General features: G+C 31.5%; 14 protein-coding genes. 9 read left to right on the forward strand and 5 right to left on the reverse strand.

Features of this window, described 5'->3' with window-relative positions:
• Positions 1-4 precede the first annotated feature (4 nt).
• The 3 genes from arsC (at position 5) to Q4512_RS08055 (ending at position 3285) form a co-directional block, all read left to right on the forward strand.
• Positions 5-349 (forward strand): arsenate reductase (glutaredoxin), encoded by a 345-nt coding sequence (gene arsC, locus Q4512_RS08045; RefSeq protein ID WP_303423754.1) that lies wholly within the window; start codon positions 5-7, stop codon positions 347-349.
• A gap of 51 nt (positions 350-400) precedes the next feature.
• On the forward strand, positions 401-763 hold the full coding sequence (locus Q4512_RS08050; protein WP_303423755.1) for an ArsC/Spx/MgsR family protein: 363 nt from the start codon (positions 401-403) through the stop codon (positions 761-763).
• Between the two features lie 113 nt (positions 764-876).
• Positions 877-3285, forward strand: coding sequence for a TonB-dependent receptor domain-containing protein (locus Q4512_RS08055; RefSeq protein ID WP_303423757.1), 2409 nt, complete (start codon positions 877-879; stop codon positions 3283-3285).
• A 162-nt stretch (positions 3286-3447) separates the two neighbouring features.
• Here the strand turns inward: Q4512_RS08055 and Q4512_RS08060 are convergent, their stop codons facing one another.
• Entirely contained in the window at positions 3448-3621 is a 174-nt protein-coding gene (locus Q4512_RS08060; RefSeq protein ID WP_303423758.1) for a hypothetical protein, read from the reverse strand.
• Between the two features lie 309 nt (positions 3622-3930).
• Between Q4512_RS08060 and fumC the strand changes: the two genes are divergently transcribed.
• The 4 genes from fumC (at position 3931) to Q4512_RS08080 (ending at position 8728) form a co-directional block, all read left to right on the forward strand.
• Positions 3931-5328 (forward strand): class II fumarate hydratase, encoded by a 1398-nt coding sequence (gene fumC, locus Q4512_RS08065; protein WP_303423759.1) that lies wholly within the window; start codon positions 3931-3933, stop codon positions 5326-5328.
• A 98-nt stretch (positions 5329-5426) separates the two neighbouring features.
• Positions 5427-6854 (forward strand): T9SS type A sorting domain-containing protein, encoded by a 1428-nt coding sequence (locus tag Q4512_RS08070; protein ID WP_303423760.1) that lies wholly within the window; start codon positions 5427-5429, stop codon positions 6852-6854.
• An 85-nt stretch (positions 6855-6939) separates the two neighbouring features.
• Positions 6940-8175 carry an imidazolonepropionase gene (hutI, locus tag Q4512_RS08075; RefSeq protein WP_303423762.1) on the forward strand — a complete coding sequence of 412 codons (1236 nt, stop codon included), beginning with the start codon at positions 6940-6942 and terminating at the stop codon, positions 8173-8175.
• The gene (locus tag Q4512_RS08080) at positions 8159-8728 is read left to right on the forward strand and encodes a hypothetical protein (protein ID WP_303423764.1); all 570 of its coding nucleotides are present in this window, start codon (positions 8159-8161) and stop codon (positions 8726-8728) included. The genes hutI and Q4512_RS08080 overlap by 17 nt, the downstream gene beginning before the upstream one ends.
• Before the next feature lie 56 nt (positions 8729-8784).
• Here Q4512_RS08080 and Q4512_RS08085 read toward each other — a convergent pair whose 3' ends face one another.
• Positions 8785-9669, reverse strand: a complete 885-nt coding sequence (locus Q4512_RS08085; RefSeq protein ID WP_303423765.1) for a chromosome partitioning protein ParA — start codon at positions 9667-9669, stop codon at positions 8785-8787.
• Positions 9670-9800: 131 nt separating this feature from the next.
• On the opposite strand from Q4512_RS08085, the gene Q4512_RS08090 reads away from it, so the two are divergent.
• Entirely contained in the window at positions 9801-10823 is a 1023-nt protein-coding gene (locus Q4512_RS08090; RefSeq protein ID WP_303423767.1) for a formimidoylglutamase, read from the forward strand.
• Positions 10824-11163: 340 nt separating this feature from the next.
• Complete coding sequence (locus tag Q4512_RS08095; protein WP_303423769.1) at positions 11164-11640, forward strand: GNAT family N-acetyltransferase; 477 nt, start codon at positions 11164-11166, stop codon at positions 11638-11640.
• A 16-nt stretch (positions 11641-11656) separates the two neighbouring features.
• Here Q4512_RS08095 and Q4512_RS08100 read toward each other — a convergent pair whose 3' ends face one another.
• From Q4512_RS08100 to aceB, 3 genes are all read right to left on the reverse strand, one after another.
• Positions 11657-12832 carry an alanine--glyoxylate aminotransferase family protein gene (locus Q4512_RS08100; RefSeq protein ID WP_303423771.1) on the reverse strand — a complete coding sequence of 392 codons (1176 nt, stop codon included), beginning with the start codon at positions 12830-12832 and terminating at the stop codon, positions 11657-11659.
• Between the two features lie 58 nt (positions 12833-12890).
• Positions 12891-14513, reverse strand: coding sequence for an isocitrate lyase (locus Q4512_RS08105; RefSeq protein ID WP_303423773.1), 1623 nt, complete (start codon positions 14511-14513; stop codon positions 12891-12893).
• A gap of 86 nt (positions 14514-14599) precedes the next feature.
• Positions 14600-16198, reverse strand: coding sequence for a malate synthase A (aceB, locus tag Q4512_RS08110; RefSeq protein WP_303423775.1), 1599 nt, complete (start codon positions 16196-16198; stop codon positions 14600-14602).
• Positions 16199-16318 lie beyond the last annotated feature (120 nt).

Consider the following 16318-nt stretch of genomic DNA (forward strand, 5'->3'; position numbering starts at 1 on the left):
CTGAATGATAACGATATACCACAATAATAGATGCAGTAAATCTCGTAGTGGACTAGAAATATTAAAGAATTCTGGCAAAGAATTTAAAATAATTAATTATCTTGAAACCTTTCCGGATAAAGAAGAAATAATACGCATTATTAAACTACTAAATATCGAACCTATAGATTTAGTTAGAAAAAATGAAGTTATTTGGAAAGAAAATTACAAAAACAAAATATTAACAGGCTCGCAAGTCATAGATGCAATGGTTAAACACCCAAAACTAATAGAAAGACCTATTGTTATAAAAGGGAACAAAGCAGTTATTGGCAGACCTCCAGAATTAATACTAGATTTAATAACATAATACCTACATTATAACCCCAAAAAACAAAATCCCCAAATCCCTACCTACATTATGATTTTAATTTATCACAACCCAGAATCAATAGACTCTATTGAATGTCTCAATATTTTAAAAAAAATTAAAAAGAGACATAAAGTTATTAGACACATAGACCATCCTTTAACAGAAAGAAAACTTAAAAGAATTGTAAAACTTTTAAATATTAAACCCATTCATTTAATTAGAACTGAAGCTACTATATGGAAAGATCATTACCAAAAAGTAGTTTCCAATATGGATGATTTTGATGATATTGAATACATTAAAATGATGACCGAATTTCCTAGTCTAATAAAAATACCCATCGTTATTAACGGAGATAAAGCTGCAATTTGTAGACCTCCAGAAAAAATATTAAGTATCCTAGCTAGCTAATTTAAAAAGCTTCAAAATGATTACATTTTGAAGCTTTTTTTTATTTAACATACTTTTAACCAAACCCCTTTAAACCAAACTATATTTTTGCGGTCATAAGCTAAAAACTAATCATGACTAAACAACTTTTTGCATTTATTTGCATTTTATTTTTCTCCTTAAACACTTTTGCTCAAAAAGAAGTAAGAATTACTGGAAGTATTCTTGAGCAAGAAACGCTTCAGCCTTTAGAATATGCAACTGTTGCTTTTTTTAGCAAAAAAGAAAACAGAATGATAACTGGAGGTATTACAGACGAAAAAGGTAACTTCAATATTCCGGTTACTGCTGGTCTTTACGATGTATCTATTGAGTTCATTGGTTTTGGAACTAAAACAATTGCAAATCAAAAACTTTTAAAAGACACTAATTTAGGAGAACTGTTTCTTAGTGAAGATACAGAATCTTTAGGTGAAGTTTTAGTTATTGCAGAACGTACTACTGTTGAAATTAAATTAGATAAAAAAATATACAACGTTGGTAAAGACCTTACTGTTCGTGGTGGTACTGTTAGTGATGTACTAGACAATGTACCTTCCGTTTCTGTAGATGTAGAAGGAAATGTTTCGCTTCGTGGTCAAGAAAATGTGCGTATTTTAATTAACGGAAAACCTTCTGGTTTAGTAGGTTTAAACTCTACAGATGCACTACGTCAATTACCAGCAGAATCTATAGAAAAAGTAGAAGTTATCACTTCTCCTTCAGCTAGATATGATTCCGAAGGAACTGCAGGAATATTAAACATTATTTTAAGACGAAGTAAGTTACAAGGTTTAAATGGTGCTATAACTGCTAATGCTGGCTACAATCCTTCCGCTGGAATATCTGGAAATATAAACTATAGAACCGGAAACGTTAATATATTTAATACTTCTGGATATAGTTATAGAGAAAGTCCAGGTAATTCTTTCACAAACACTACCTATAAAGAATTTGGAAATAGTATTAATGAAACCAAAGACTATGATCGTAAAAGAAAAGGTTTTAATACCAATTTAGGTATTGAATGGTATATTAATGATTCTGCTTCTTTAACTACTTCTGTTTTTTATAGAGACAGTAATAACGAAAGTAATACTACTAATAGTTTATTACAATATGATATTAATAATGTGCTAACTAGTTCAAGTTCTCGTTTTGATCCAGAATTAGAAGATGATAAAACCATACAATATGCGGCTAATTTCACAAAAAACTTTGAAACTAGCGGGCACAAACTTACCTTCGATTTTCAATACGAAGACAGTACAGAAGACGAAAGCTCTCTAGTTGAAGTTAACGATGTATTAAACGAAAAAGTAGGAACTCTTGAAGATCAAGAACGTATCTTATTACAAGGTGATTATGTATTACCTATTGGTGAAAATGCACAATTTGAATTAGGGTATCGTGGTAATTTTAATACTATTTCTACAGATTATGTAGTTGAATTTTTAGATAATACAAATACTTTTTATGTAGACAATGATTTATCTAACATCTTAAACTATAAAGAATATGTAAATGCTGTCTATTCGCAATACGGAAGCAAACATGGTAAGTTTTCTTATTTATTGGGATTACGTTTAGAAAATACTAGAATTACTATCGATCAACCTTCTAGTGGAGATTTTACTAAAAAGGATTATACTGGTTTATTTCCAACGGTAAACTTAAATTACGAATTATCGGATGCAGAAAGCCTAACAATTGGTTACAGTAGACGTTTACGTAGACCGCGTTCTAGATATATAAACCCTTTTCCTTCACGCTCTAGTGTATCTAGCGTTTTTCAAGGAAATCCAGATTTAGACCCTAGTTATTCTGGTACTTTTGATCTTGGATATATAAACCGTTTTGGAAAAGTAACACTTAATACATCTGCTTACTACCAGCATGCTACAGATGTTTTTAATTTTGTGAGCTTTGATACTGGTGAAACCGTAGATGTAGATGGGGAAGAAGTTTCTGTAATACAACGTACTCCAATAAATTTAGCTAGTGAAGACAGATACGGTTTTGAATTTACAGTTATGTACAGACCATCTCGTAAATTTAATACAAGTGCGAACTTTAATGTCTTTAAATCTAAAAGTGAAGGTGTCGATCCTAATGGAGCAGATTTAGGAAATGAAAATACAAGTTGGTTTGCTAGATTAAATACAAAATATACATTACCAGCAGATATAGAATGGCAAACGAGTATGAACTATTCAGGACCTACTGCAGATGCGCAAAACAAAAGAAAAGGTGCCTTTTCAACAAATATGGCATTTAGTAAAGACTTGTTTAATGAAAAAGCATCTATAGCCTTCAGTGTTAGTGATTTATTTAACTCTAGAAAACGTATAATGGATACAGAAACAGATACTTTCTATAGCACTAGTGAATTTCAATGGAGAGAACGTAGTTTCAACTTATCTTTCACGTACAGGTTTAATCAACAAAAGAAAAGAGATCGTGGACAAAGAGGAAATGGTGGTGAAGAGGAATTTGAAGGGTAAATTTAAATTCTAGTTATATAAAGTAATTTTTAAAAAGCTCCTCTCCTATTTTTTATGAAGGAGCTTTTTTAGTTTTTAATAAATTAAAAAAAAACTACAAATAGATCACAAAAAAAAGGGAGACGCTATGCGTTTCCCTTTTTTTTATATTTAATATAAAGCTTATGCGTTACGCTCTGCTTTTTTCTCTTCTCTTTTTTCTTTTAAAAACTCCATTAAAGATCCACCAATCCAGTAAGGAATAACAAAAGTTAATAAAAATATCATTAGCCAAAAACCTATTGTTAAAATGGTTAAGAAAGCTAAAAATCCTAAATATTGGTCAAATTCAAACATAATTGTTGGTGTCTTATTTAATATAATACTGCAAATATAAACCAAAGTGTTTTTTTATGCAATATAAAATGTAGAATTATTAACAGAGTTATCAAAAGAGTTCATTAGCTATAAAAAAACGAATGAAATAGGGTAATGTTTTAATCGTCCGAAATTAAATATTACAATCTCCTTCAAAAAAATACGCAATTAACCAGTCTACAAGCAATTTATAATTATCAACAATATGCTAATAAATTATCAAAAAAAAACATCTGTATTTATGCCATAAATATGTAAATTTGTATTGTTAAAATCAGCATTAAAATTATGGAATATAGAATAGAAAAAGATACAATGGGTAATGTTAACGTTCCTGCAGATAAACTTTGGGGAGCACAAACAGAACGCTCACGTAACAACTTTAAAATTGGTGCTGCTGCATCTATGCCTTTAGAAATTGTTTATGGGTTTGCTTACTTAAAAAAAGCTGCAGCATTTACTAATTGTGAGTTAGGTGCCTTAGACATTGAAAAAAGAGATCTTATTGCTAAAGTATGTGATGAAATTTTAACTGGAATGCATGATGATCAGTTTCCGTTAGTTATATGGCAAACAGGTTCTGGTACGCAAAGTAACATGAACGTAAACGAAGTTATAGCCAATAGAGCACATCAAATTGCTGGAAAAGTTATTGGTGAAGGTGAAAAAACCATTCAACCAAATGACGATGTAAATAAATCACAATCCTCTAATGATACTTTCCCTACAGGAATGCATATTGCTGCTTATAAGAAAATAGTAGAAAACACTATTCCTGGTGTAACACAATTAAGGGATACTCTAAAAAAGAAATCAGAAGATTTTAAAGAAGTTGTAAAAATAGGTAGAACCCATTTAATGGATGCCACTCCGCTTACATTAGGACAAGAATTTTCTGGTTATGTATCGCAATTAGATCATGGTCTAAAAGCTTTAAATAATACTTTAGCACATTTAAGTGAACTTGCTCTTGGAGGTACAGCAGTTGGTACTGGATTAAACACCCCAAAAGGTTACGCAAAACGTGTTAGCGAATTTATTGCTGAATTTACTGGTCTTCCTTTTATCACTGCACCCAATAAATTTGAAGCTCTTGCTGCACATGATGCTTTGGTAGAAACACATGGTGCTTTAAAACAATTAGCTGTTTCTTTAAATAAAATTGCTAACGATATTCGTATGATGGCTTCTGGTCCACGTTCTGGTATTGGTGAAATTATTATACCTGCTAACGAACCAGGAAGTTCTATTATGCCTGGGAAAGTAAACCCTACACAATGTGAGGCTTTAACTATGGTTTGTGCACAAGTAATGGGTAATGATGTTGCTGTTACTGTTGGTGGTACACAAGGTCATTATGAACTAAATGTATTTAAACCTATGATGGCTGCAAACGTATTACAATCTGCACAATTAATAGGTGATGCATGTAGAAGTTTTGAAGAAAATTGTGCTGCTGGTATCGAACCAAACCACGCTGTTATTAAAGAGTTACTTAACAATTCACTAATGTTAGTTACTGCATTAAACACCAAAATCGGATATTATAAAGCTGCCGAAATCGCAAATACAGCTCATAAAAACGGAACTACTCTTAAAACCGAAGCTATTAACCTTGGCTATGTTACTGCCGAAGATTATGATGCTTGGGTAAAACCTGAAAACATGGTTGGTAGTTTGAAATAACGACAAAACGCTTAGTATTTCCGATAAAAAGCATAATCTCGAAATATTTTAATATATTTGTAAACAAATAGTTACAAAAAAAATAAAACCTCAAATACATGAAAAGAAAACTACTTACTGGTTTATCCTTACTTTTAATAAGTTCAATGGCATTGGCTCAAACAACTTTTGAACCGAAAGCTACAATAAATGCTTCTACAGGAGCAAATCCTTACACCATTGATTCTGGCTTACTAGATAACGACGCTTATGTAGATATTGTTATTGGTACTGATGGAGGAAATACTGTAGAATGGTATAAAAACAATGGAGATGGAACTTTTGCTGCTAGTGTTACTTTAGTAGCTACTGGAACTGAAGCCTTATTATATGTTGAAGGTGTGCATATTGCAGATGTTAATGGAGATGGTAATAATGATATTTTAGCAACTAGTTATGGTAATAGTAATTTAGTATGGTTCGCCAATAATGGAGATGGTACTTTTGCAGATGCTGTAACTATTGGAACTTCTCTTATTTCCGGTGCTGGTACAGTTACTACTGGTTATATTGATGCAGATTCAACATTAGATGTAGCTGTTGTTGCATATGGGTCTGGAGATGTATTTTGGTTTGCAAACAATGGCTCGGGAGTATTTACAGGACCTTACACTATTGCCTCTGTACCTACAAGCGGACCTGGGGATATTGAATTAACAGATTATGATAATGATGGAGATTTAGATGCAGTCATTGCATTTTCGGATGCTGGTACTATTGAAGTTTACGACAATAATTTACTACCTAGTGGAGCTGGTGTTGTATCCTTTACAAAATATGACAATACAGTAAGCTCAGGAAATGGATATTTATTTGACATCGATGTTAAAGATGTAAATGATGATGGAATTTTAGACATAATAAAAGCCGATAGCGAGCCTGTTGGCGGCATGGCAGGTGTTGCTTATTACACAAAAGACACAAGCGGTACAGCAACAACTTTCACTGAAACTACTATTACTACAACTACGATACATACTTCTAAAACTGCTGTTAATGATTTTGACAATGACACATATAATGATTTAATAGTCACTAATGGATACACTTCAGGTTTAGATGTTCTTTGGTTTGAAAGTAATACTACTGGTGGTTTTGAAACAGAATTTTCTCTTGATGATTCGCATCAATCCATTTTTGATATTACCGTTAATGATTTTGATAATGATGGCGATTTAGATTTTGCAACCGTAAGTTATTACCAAAGTGATTTAAACTGGTTTGAAAACAAATTAATTACGCTTGATGTAGAAGATAATACTTTACAAGAAATTACAATGTATCCTAATCCAACGAAAAACAATTTATATTTTAAAGGAAACATTAATGGAGATTTAAATGTATCTGTTTACAATGTTTTAGGAAAACGTGTTATTCATAGTGCTGTAAAAACAGGGCAAGCTTTAGATGTTTCTAAACTAAATAATGGGGTTTACATTATTAAATTTAATGACTATAACACAACATACAAGTTTGTAAAACAATAAACTTTTTACTCTTTATAAAATTTAAAGCGTTGGCAAATTGTCAACGCTTTTTTATTTTGCTAAATTTATACTTTAATACAAAGCTATGTCATTACTAATTACCAATATAAAAGAACTAATACAAGTAAGAGATACTAACCTACTAAAGGTTTCTGGAAGCGATATGAAAATACTTCCATCTATTAAAAATGCATATATCTATTTAGAACATGATACTATTGTAGCCTATGGTAGTATGCAGGACTTAACTTCTATTGAAGCAGATCAAATAATAGATGCTACAGGAAAAATCGTTTTACCAACTTGGTGCGACTCGCATACACACATTGTATACGCAGGAAATAGAGAACAAGAATTTGTAGATAGAATTAATGGTCTTAGCTATGAGGACATAGCAAATCGTGGTGGTGGAATTTTAAATTCCGCAGAAAAACTTCAAAACACAAGCGAAGAAGACTTATATCAACAATCTATACAACGAGTACACCAAGTCATGAAACTTGGCACTGGAGCTTTAGAAATTAAATCTGGCTATGGCTTAACTGTCGAAGCCGAATTAAAAATGCTTCGCGTAATTAAACGCATTAAAAAAGAATTTCCAATAAAAATAAAAGCCACTTTTTTAGGTGCACACGCACTTCCTAAAGCATATAAAGAAGATAAAAAAGGCTATCTAGATTTAATTATTAATGAAATGCTTCCTAAAATTGAAAAAGAAGAACTTGCACATTACATAGATGTTTTTTGCGAAAAAGGCTACTTTAGTTTAGAAGATACAGATCGATTACTATCCGCAGGAAAAAAACATGGGCTTATTCCCAAAATTCATGTAAATCAATTTAATGCATTTGGTGGTATTGCACTTGGTGTTAAACACAATGCGCTTTCTGTAGATCATCTCGAAGAATTAAAAACAGAAGATATAAAAGCATTAAAAGACAGCAGCACTATTCCTGTAGCACTTCCCTCCTGTTCCTACTTTTTAAGCATACCTTACACTCCTGCAAGAAAAATTATAGATGCTGGATTGCCTTTAGCTTTAGCTACAGATTACAACCCTGGTTCTACACCAAGTGGAAACATGAATTTTGTAGTAAGCACTGCTTGTATAAAAATGAAAATGACTCCAGAAGAAGCCATAAATGCAACAACTATAAATGGTGCATATGCCATGGGAATTTCTAACCAGTATGGAAGTATAACTAGAGGTAAAAAAGCGAACCTTATTATCACGAAACAAATACCTAGTTATAATTTTTTACCTTATGCTTTTGGAGAAAACCATATAGACTCAGTAATTATAAATGGAACCGTCTTATAATTTTAAATTAAATACTTTAAAACCTGTATCTAAATCCTGTATTGCATTAGGACTAACAGATTTTAATTCGGTTTGTAAGTTTGTAAAGCAATTACCTTACGGAAGAAACACAGACAGAAGCAACTACGAATCTATTTTACAAGAAAACAAAGGAACATGCGCTACAAAACACGCATTTTTAAAGGAAATTGCTATTGAAAATGAAGCAACACATATTCAGTTTTGTTTATGTATTTACAAAATGAATGAAGCCAATACTAAAGGTGTTGATGAAGTGTTATCAAAACTCCATTTAGAGTATATTCCTGAAGCTCACACGTATTTAAAAATGAATAATGAAATCTTCGATTTTACTAGAACTAAAGTAAGTACAACATCTTTTAAAGAAGCTATTTTATTTGAAGAAAAAATCCTTCCGAAGCAAATAGGAAATTATAAGTTAGAGTTTCATAAAAACTATATAAAAAAATGGATTATTTCGAACCATATATCATATTCTTTTGAAGAAATTTGGAGCTTTAGAGAAGCCTGCATCCAAAAACTAAGTAACTAAAAAAAGCCTGAAACTAATAGCTTCAGACTTTAAAAAATGGATTAATTTTTTAGGTACTACTTTAAAGTAAACTCATTACTTGAAATTAATTCTTTGTTATTAAAAACATTCACTACGTATCGCCCTTTTTCAAAATCTGCATCACCTCTAGCATTAACAAATTCGCAAACATCTAAAGAATTATTTTCATAATTAAACTTACTAATAACACTATAATTTAAGCTTTGTTCTTCAAATTGTACTTGTGCATTTTCTCCTAAAATATTATTGTTTGGGTCTATTAATTGCACATAGAATTCTTGATCACCGGCTTGTACCAATCTATTTTTAGCAACAGTATAACAAACTCTAATCTTATCTACACGTCTAGCCCTTTCTGTAGGAATTAGTTTTCCAGAACTTCGCTCTATAACACCATATCCTTTTAAACCAACTGTATTTAAAACTGCAGCAGTCTCTACAACTTCAGCTAAAGCGGTATTTTGTACCAATAAAGAATCTGTAAACATAGTACGCTCTTCTAATCTAACCTTAGTACTATCTAAAGAAGTTGCTAGCAATTGGTTTTCCACTTTTAATCTATCGTTTTCAACCAAAAGCACATCCATCTCTTTTTGCAGTGATAAATACTTTTGTTTGTATTTCCATAAACTACCAACATTTGCTTCAGACACTTTTAATGAGTCCATAAGTCCTTGAATTCGCTCTTTAGCATCAATTAATTTTTCATTAGCAATATCATTTTCACCAATAGCAATATCATATTGTTTTGCCATATTGCTTAAATCATTCATTACTAATTGCTTTTCTTTAGTAAGCTGTAATTCATTTTCTTTTTTCTCTTGGTATAAAGTAGAAGTGTAAAATCCAGTTCCTAAAAATAAAGCTAAAGCAATACCTAAAGCTACTTTTAATCCTATGTTATTCTTCTTTTCTGTCATAATTACTTGTTTTTAAGGTTAAAATTTAGAGCGTAATTTTTGTTTCAAATTTTTTGATTATTTAATATTATAATTCTTGTTTCGTTTAAAAATAATGTACTTTTATTTAATTTAAAAAACAGATTTTAATTATGGACAAATTGGTTTTATTTGATAATACAAAACTAAAAAGCGTACTTAACAAAAGACCCAAAGAATCTAAATTTGGCGAACACATTAAAGTATTAACCTCTGTTTCCAATATATACGAGCAACTTATAAATTTAGATGTTAGCTATGTTTTAATTGGCTTACCTGAAGATGTAGGAGTTTTCGCAAATTACGGAAAACCAGGCACTTCCACTACATTTGATGCCGTAATTAAAATTTTGTTAAATATACAAAGTAACACATATACACATGCCAATAAAGTGCTTGTTTTAGGACATTTAGATTTTGATTTCGAATTAAAAAAACTTAAAAAATTAGATCAAAATAAGAAGAAAGATATTGCCAAAGCAAGAAAAATGGTTGAGACAATAGATCAACAAGTGGCTAACTTAGTGCATACTATTGTTAAATCTGGTAAAAAACCAATTATTATTGGCGGTGGTCATAACAACGCTTATGGTAATATTAAAGGGAGCTCGCTAGCACTAAACACAGCTATAAATGTAGTCAATTTAGATGCGCATACCGATTTTAGAGAAGAAGAAGGAAGACATAGTGGCAATGGGTTTCGTTACGCTTTCGCGGAAGGTTTTTTGCATAATTACTTTATTTTTGGTTTACATGAAAATTATAACGCACAAAGTATTATAAACACTATTAAAAGTGAAAAACGAATAGGTTTTAATACCTATGAAGCTATATCTGTAAGGAAAGAACTGAAATTTAAAACAGAAATAGAACGTGCTTTAAAACATGTGTCTGCAAAGCCTTTTGGTATTGAAATAGATTGTGATGCTATAGCAAACACATCGAGTAGCGCAAAAACTCCTAGTGGATTTTCGGTAAACAAAACTAGAAATTTTGTAAATTATTTTGCTAAACACAAAAATGCAACGTACTTACACATATGCGAAGCTATTGCTACACCAGAAAACGAAGCACAAATTGGTAAATTAATAAGCTATTTAATAACAGATTTTATTCGAGCTAACACAAAAAAATAATGTCAAAACTTGTATTAGAATTCTTTCGGTTAGGACTTACCTTTTTAATTTTTTTATTTATAATAACATTATTATTTATGGAAATAAACCAAGTACAGTCTTCTTGGTTCGCGAAAATTTCCCAAACATTTTCCTTACCTGTTTTTATATTAAGCTTTATTATTCCTGTTTGGATGATTATAGACTTAGTACGCAAAAAGGTTATAGATAAATCTATTTTTAACCTTACATTCTTTATATCTACTATATCTATTTTACTCTTGTTTTTCGCCATAGTTTTTATAAAATAATAGTATAAATATGCACAGTAACTCTAAGATATAGCAATAAAAAAAGAAAAATGAACAAACCGGAAGCATTAGAGATTATAGATTTTAAAAATAAGTATGCTACAGATTTTTATACATTAAATATAGAATGGCTTGAAAATCATTTTGAAATAGAACCTTACGACAAAGAGGTTTTAAGCAAACCAAAAAACTATATTATTAATAAAGGCGGATTTATTTTTTTTGCAAAACTAAACAACCAAATTATTGGTACTGTTGCTTTAATGCCAATACAAGACAAAGGTACTTTCGAGTTAACAAAAATGGCTGTTTCCCCTAAATTTAGAGGACTAAAAATAGGACAAAAACTCATGCAATATTGTCTAGACTTTGCAAAGAAACAAGAATTCAACAGACTACTACTCTACTCTAGTCGGAAATTAGAAAACGCTATTTACATATATAGAAAATATGGCTTTATTGAAATTCCTGTAGAAGATAATTGCGTGTATCAACGTTGTGATATTAAAATGGAATATCCATTATAATTGCGTTTTTTTTAATTTATTCCTCAAATTTTAAAAGTTCGGTTTGAAAAGCATTTAAGCTTTTTCCAGTTTCAAAAGGATAATTCAATGCTAGTAAAGCTCGTTCTAAAGCACTTAATACCGCTATAAGATCATTTGGAGATACCGACCCCATATGACCTACTCTAAAATAGGAAGTTTTAATTTCTGAAAGTAAGCCTCCAGCAATAATGACATTGCTTCTTGCAATTTTAGAACGCAATGCAACACCATCTATTTCTTTAGGATAATAAACCGCTGTTAAACTGTTAGCGGCGATTTCGGTAGATCTTGGCAAGATTTCTAAATGTAAAGACGCTAATCCTTTTCTAAAAGCGTTAGCTAAAACTTGATGTCTTTCTATTCGCTTTTGCACTCCTTCTTTACAAATAATTTTTAAGCTCGTTTCTAAAGCTACAATTAAATTAACTGCTGGTGTGCCAAAATACGAAGGTTTGCGTGCTTCATAAGCTTTCATTATTGGCAACCAATTTTTCCAATTTGCATAGTAATTACAAACAGGTGTCTTTCTGTTTTCCCACACTTGTATTGCTTTTTCCGAAGCCATTAATAAAGCAAGTCCAGGAGGCACTCCAACTGCTTTTTGAGATGCTGTTAAAACAATATCTAATTCCCATTCGTCTTGATGAATCGTTTCAGCCGCAACAGAGCAAACACCATCTAAAATACTTAATACATGATACTTTTTAGCTAACTTCGCTATCGGTTCTGGATCTACTAATACTCCTGTAGAAGTATCGACATGTGTAATTGTTAAAGCTTTATAAGTTTTCGTTTTTAGTTCTTTTTCTATAACTTCAAGAGGCACAACTTCACCAACTGGTGCTTCTAAAATAGTAGTATTTGCGCCATAATGGGTTAAAATATCTTGAAAACGTTTACCAAAATACCCCGTTGAAATCACTAATACATTATCGTCTTTTTCTATAAGATTGGCTATAGCCATATCCATCGCTAATGTTCCTGTTCCAGCAACAATAAAAGGTTGTCCTTTTGGTGATTTCCATACTTCTCGCATGTGTTCTAGACTATTACCAAAAACCTCAATAAAATCTGGAGCAACATGACTTGTTGTTGCCATTGCCATTGCCTGCATCACATCTGGTTCAAATTCTATTGGACCAGGAATCATCAATAATTTTCTACCTTTCATTTGTAATCTTTTTATATAAAATAAAGGCAACATTTTAAAATGTTGCCTTTATTAATAATTATTTATCTAAAACAAGTTCTCTTTTTTGTTCTTCTTTAACTTCAAATTGATTAGAAGTATTATTTTCCCCTCCAGCTTTTAAAGCTTTATCTCCAGCAAAAAATGTTTTGTGATCATCACCAAGGTCCGATCCTGCCATTCTTTGGTGCTTTACACAAGAAACTCCTTTTCTAATTTCTTGACGTTGTACTCCTTTCACATAAGCTAACATACCCTCTTCTCCAAAATAACCTTCGGTTAAATCGTTCATATGTAATGCGGTTGTATGGTAAGTAGGTAGTGTAATTAAGTGGTGAAAAATTCCAGCTTCTCTAGATCCATCTATTTGGAAAGTTTTAATTTTTTGATCTGCTCTAAAGCATAATTCCGAACCATCATATTGCGCATTCATTAAATTATTTCTATCATAAGCTGTCATGTTTTCTCCTTCGGCAAGCATTTCTTCAAATACTTGTTTACGGAAATTTAATGTCCAATTAAAAGATGGAGAATTGTTGTACACTAATTTAGCATTAGGTACAATTTCTTTTACTCTGTTTACCATATGTGCGATTTGTTTAACGTTTGGAGTTGGTGTTTCAATCCAAAGTAAATCTGCTCCATTTTGAAGACTAGTAACACAATCTAAAACCACACGATCTATATTAGTACCATCTTTAAACTTATACAATCCATTTGGAAGTCTTACTGGACGAACCAGTTTACCTTCTCTTTTTAATAATACATCATCTTCTTTAGCTTCATGTATAGCAATTTCTTCAGCTTCTACAAATGCTAAATATTTAGAAGCTAAATCACCAGGTTCTTGACTTACTGGCAATTTTTGAGTTAAACCAGCTCCTTCTGAATCTGTTCTTGCCACAATAATACCATCCTCGATACCTAATTCAAGAAAAGCATATCGAATAGCATTTAATTTAGCAATAAAATCTTCATGCGGAACGGTTACTTTTCCATCTTGATGGCCACATTGTTTTGCATCAGACACTTGATTTTCAATTTGTATGGCGCAAGCACCTGCTTCAACCATCTTTTTTGTTAGTAGATACGTAGCTTCTTCATTTCCAAAACCAGCATCAATATCTGCTATTATAGGTACGATATGTGTTTCAAAATTATCAATTTGATCCTGAACGTCTTCACCATTTTCTAATCTTTTAAACAAATCGTTTAATTCGATAGCATCTGCTTGACGTAAAAAATCATAAATTTCTGCAATAAGACTAGGAACTGCTGTTTTTTCATGCATAGATTGATCAGGTAATGGTCCGAATTCAGAACGTAATGCAGCAACCATCCACCCCGAGAGGTATAAATATCTTTTGCTAGTGGTTTTATGATGTTTTTTAACCGCAATCATTTTTTGTTGCGCTACAAAACCGTGCCAGCAACCTAAGGATTGCGTATAATTTGAAGGATCTGCATCATATGCAGCCATATCTTCTCGCATAATAGCTGCGGTATATTTAGCTATATCTAAACCAGTTTTAAAACGATTTTGAGTCACCATTCTAGCAGCACTTTCTGGTCGTATTGCATTCCAAGTATTACCATACTTAGCTTTTAGGTTTCGTACTGTTTCTAAAGCAGAACTATAGTTGCTTTGTGCTAAATTTTTCATAATTTTGTTTTTAATTATTAAGGTTATTCTATAATTTGATAATTACGTCTCGCAAACTATTGCAGTAGTTGCGAGACATTTTTTTTTTAAATGTATTGGTATGCTGGAAGCGTTAAAAACTCTTCAAATTCTTCTTGTGTTACTAATTTTTCAAATAGCTGAATTGCAATTTCAAACTTGGTGTCTTCAATTTTATCACGACCAATTTCTGTAATAATTTTTTCAACTTCATTGTCAAAAATAGCATCAAATAAGTCTCTAGTAAATGGCCTACCATCTTCTAATTTCACTTCATTTTTTAGCCATTGCCATATTTGTGTTCTAGATATTTCGGCTGTTGCTGCATCTTCCATTAAATTATAAAGGGCAACAGCTCCATGACCTCTTAACCAAGCTTCGGTATACAAGATCCCAACGTTAATATTTTTTCTTATTCCTGTTTCTGAAACAGTTCCTTTTGGCATTGCAACTAAATCTTGTTCGGTAATATGTACATCTTCGCGTAATACATGTAATTGATTAGCTGTTGGCATGTGTTTATTAAACTCCATCATAGCAACTGCTACTAAATCTGGATGCGCTACCCAAGTACCATCATGGCCGTTTTTAACTTCACGTTCTTTGTCTTTGCGCACTTTTTCTAAAGCATTTATATTGGCTTGGTCATTATTTTTAATAGGAATTTGTGCTGCCATTCCTCCAATAGCAAGAATTCCTCTTTTATGGCAACGTTGTATAACAAGCTTTGAATATGCATCCATAAAAGGAGTTGTCATTGTCACTTGATCCCGATTAGGAACCACAAAATTGGAATGATTTCTAAACTTTTTGATATATGAAAAAATGTAATCCCAACGTCCACAATTTAAGCCAACAATATGTTCTTTAAGCTCGTAAATGATTTCATCCAACTGAAAACTTGCCGTAATAGTTTCGACTAAAACGGTTGCTTTAAAAGTTCCCTGTGGTACTTCTAAATAATCTTGAGCAAAAACAAAAACATCATTCCACCAACGCGCTTCTAAATAATGTTCTAATTTTGGAAGATAAAAATATGGAGCAGAACCATTTTCTATTCTAGTTTTTGTGTTATGAAAAACATATAAACCAAAATCTACCAAGCTACCAGAAGCCTCTTCTCCATTAATAAGTATATGCCTTTCATTTAAATGCAACCCTCTTGGCCTTACTAATAAAACCGCTGTTTTACTATTTAACTGATACGATTTTTCCTTTCTAGAATCATATAAAGAAATCGTTTTTTTATTCGCATCTATTAGGTTTTGTTGCCCTTCAATAGTATTAGACCAAGTTGGTGCATTACTATCTTCTAAATCTGCCATAAACGTTTTTGCACCAGAGTTTAAAGCATTAATAATCATTTTTCTATTTACAGGACCAGTAATTTCTACTCTTCGATCTTGCATATCCAAAGGAATTCTAGCAGCAGTCCACTCTGCTTCTCTAATGTTTTTAGTCTCTCTAGGGAATTCTGGAAATTTACCACTATCGAAAACTTTTTGCTCTTGTTCTCGTCTAGTTAACAACTCTAATCGTTTCGCATTAAATTTTTCGTGTAAAGCAGTAATAAACGCTAAGGCATCATCTGTTAATACTTCTGGATAATAGTTTTTTACGTTTTCGGCAAATTCTATTTTTGTTTGTTTTAAAAGTGTGTTTTCCATGTTGTTATGATTTTACTCTACAATATTAAAACAAACTTTTTTAAAAAACAAGCGAACGTTCGCTAAATTTATTATTTCCTCTTTTTTTAAGTTGTTCGCAATATTTTGTATCTTTGATTT

The organism is Oceanihabitans sp. 2_MG-2023 (assembly GCF_030547245.1).
GTDB lineage: Bacteria > Bacteroidota > Bacteroidia > Flavobacteriales > Flavobacteriaceae > Oceanihabitans.

Bases quoted from the DNA above. Each gene is read 5' to 3' on its own strand.
- Q4512_RS08095 (WP_303423769.1), top strand. From the start codon at position 11,164: ATGAACAAACCGGAAGCATTAGAGATTATAGATTTTAAAAATAAGTAT.
- Q4512_RS08080 (WP_303423764.1), top strand. From the start codon at position 8,159: ATGGAACCGTCTTATAATTTTAAATTAAATACTTTAAAACCTGTATCT.
- Q4512_RS08085 (WP_303423765.1), bottom strand. From the start codon at position 9,669: ATGACAGAAAAGAAGAATAACATAGGATTAAAAGTAGCTTTAGGTATT.
- Q4512_RS08055 (WP_303423757.1), top strand. From the start codon at position 877: ATGACTAAACAACTTTTTGCATTTATTTGCATTTTATTTTTCTCCTTA.
- fumC (WP_303423759.1), top strand. From the start codon at position 3,931: ATGGAATATAGAATAGAAAAAGATACAATGGGTAATGTTAACGTTCCT.
- Q4512_RS08100 (WP_303423771.1), bottom strand. From the start codon at position 12,832: ATGAAAGGTAGAAAATTATTGATGATTCCTGGTCCAATAGAATTTGAA.
- Q4512_RS08070 (WP_303423760.1), top strand. From the start codon at position 5,427: ATGAAAAGAAAACTACTTACTGGTTTATCCTTACTTTTAATAAGTTCA.
- Q4512_RS08105 (WP_303423773.1), bottom strand. From the start codon at position 14,513: ATGAAAAATTTAGCACAAAGCAACTATAGTTCTGCTTTAGAAACAGTA.
- hutI (WP_303423762.1), top strand. From the start codon at position 6,940: ATGTCATTACTAATTACCAATATAAAAGAACTAATACAAGTAAGAGAT.
- Q4512_RS08050 (WP_303423755.1), top strand. From the start codon at position 401: ATGATTTTAATTTATCACAACCCAGAATCAATAGACTCTATTGAATGT.
- Q4512_RS08060 (WP_303423758.1), bottom strand. From the start codon at position 3,621: ATGTTTGAATTTGACCAATATTTAGGATTTTTAGCTTTCTTAACCATT.
- aceB (WP_303423775.1), bottom strand. From the start codon at position 16,198: ATGGAAAACACACTTTTAAAACAAACAAAAATAGAATTTGCCGAAAAC.
- arsC (WP_303423754.1), top strand. From the start codon at position 5: ATGATAACGATATACCACAATAATAGATGCAGTAAATCTCGTAGTGGA.
- Q4512_RS08090 (WP_303423767.1), top strand. From the start codon at position 9,801: ATGGACAAATTGGTTTTATTTGATAATACAAAACTAAAAAGCGTACTT.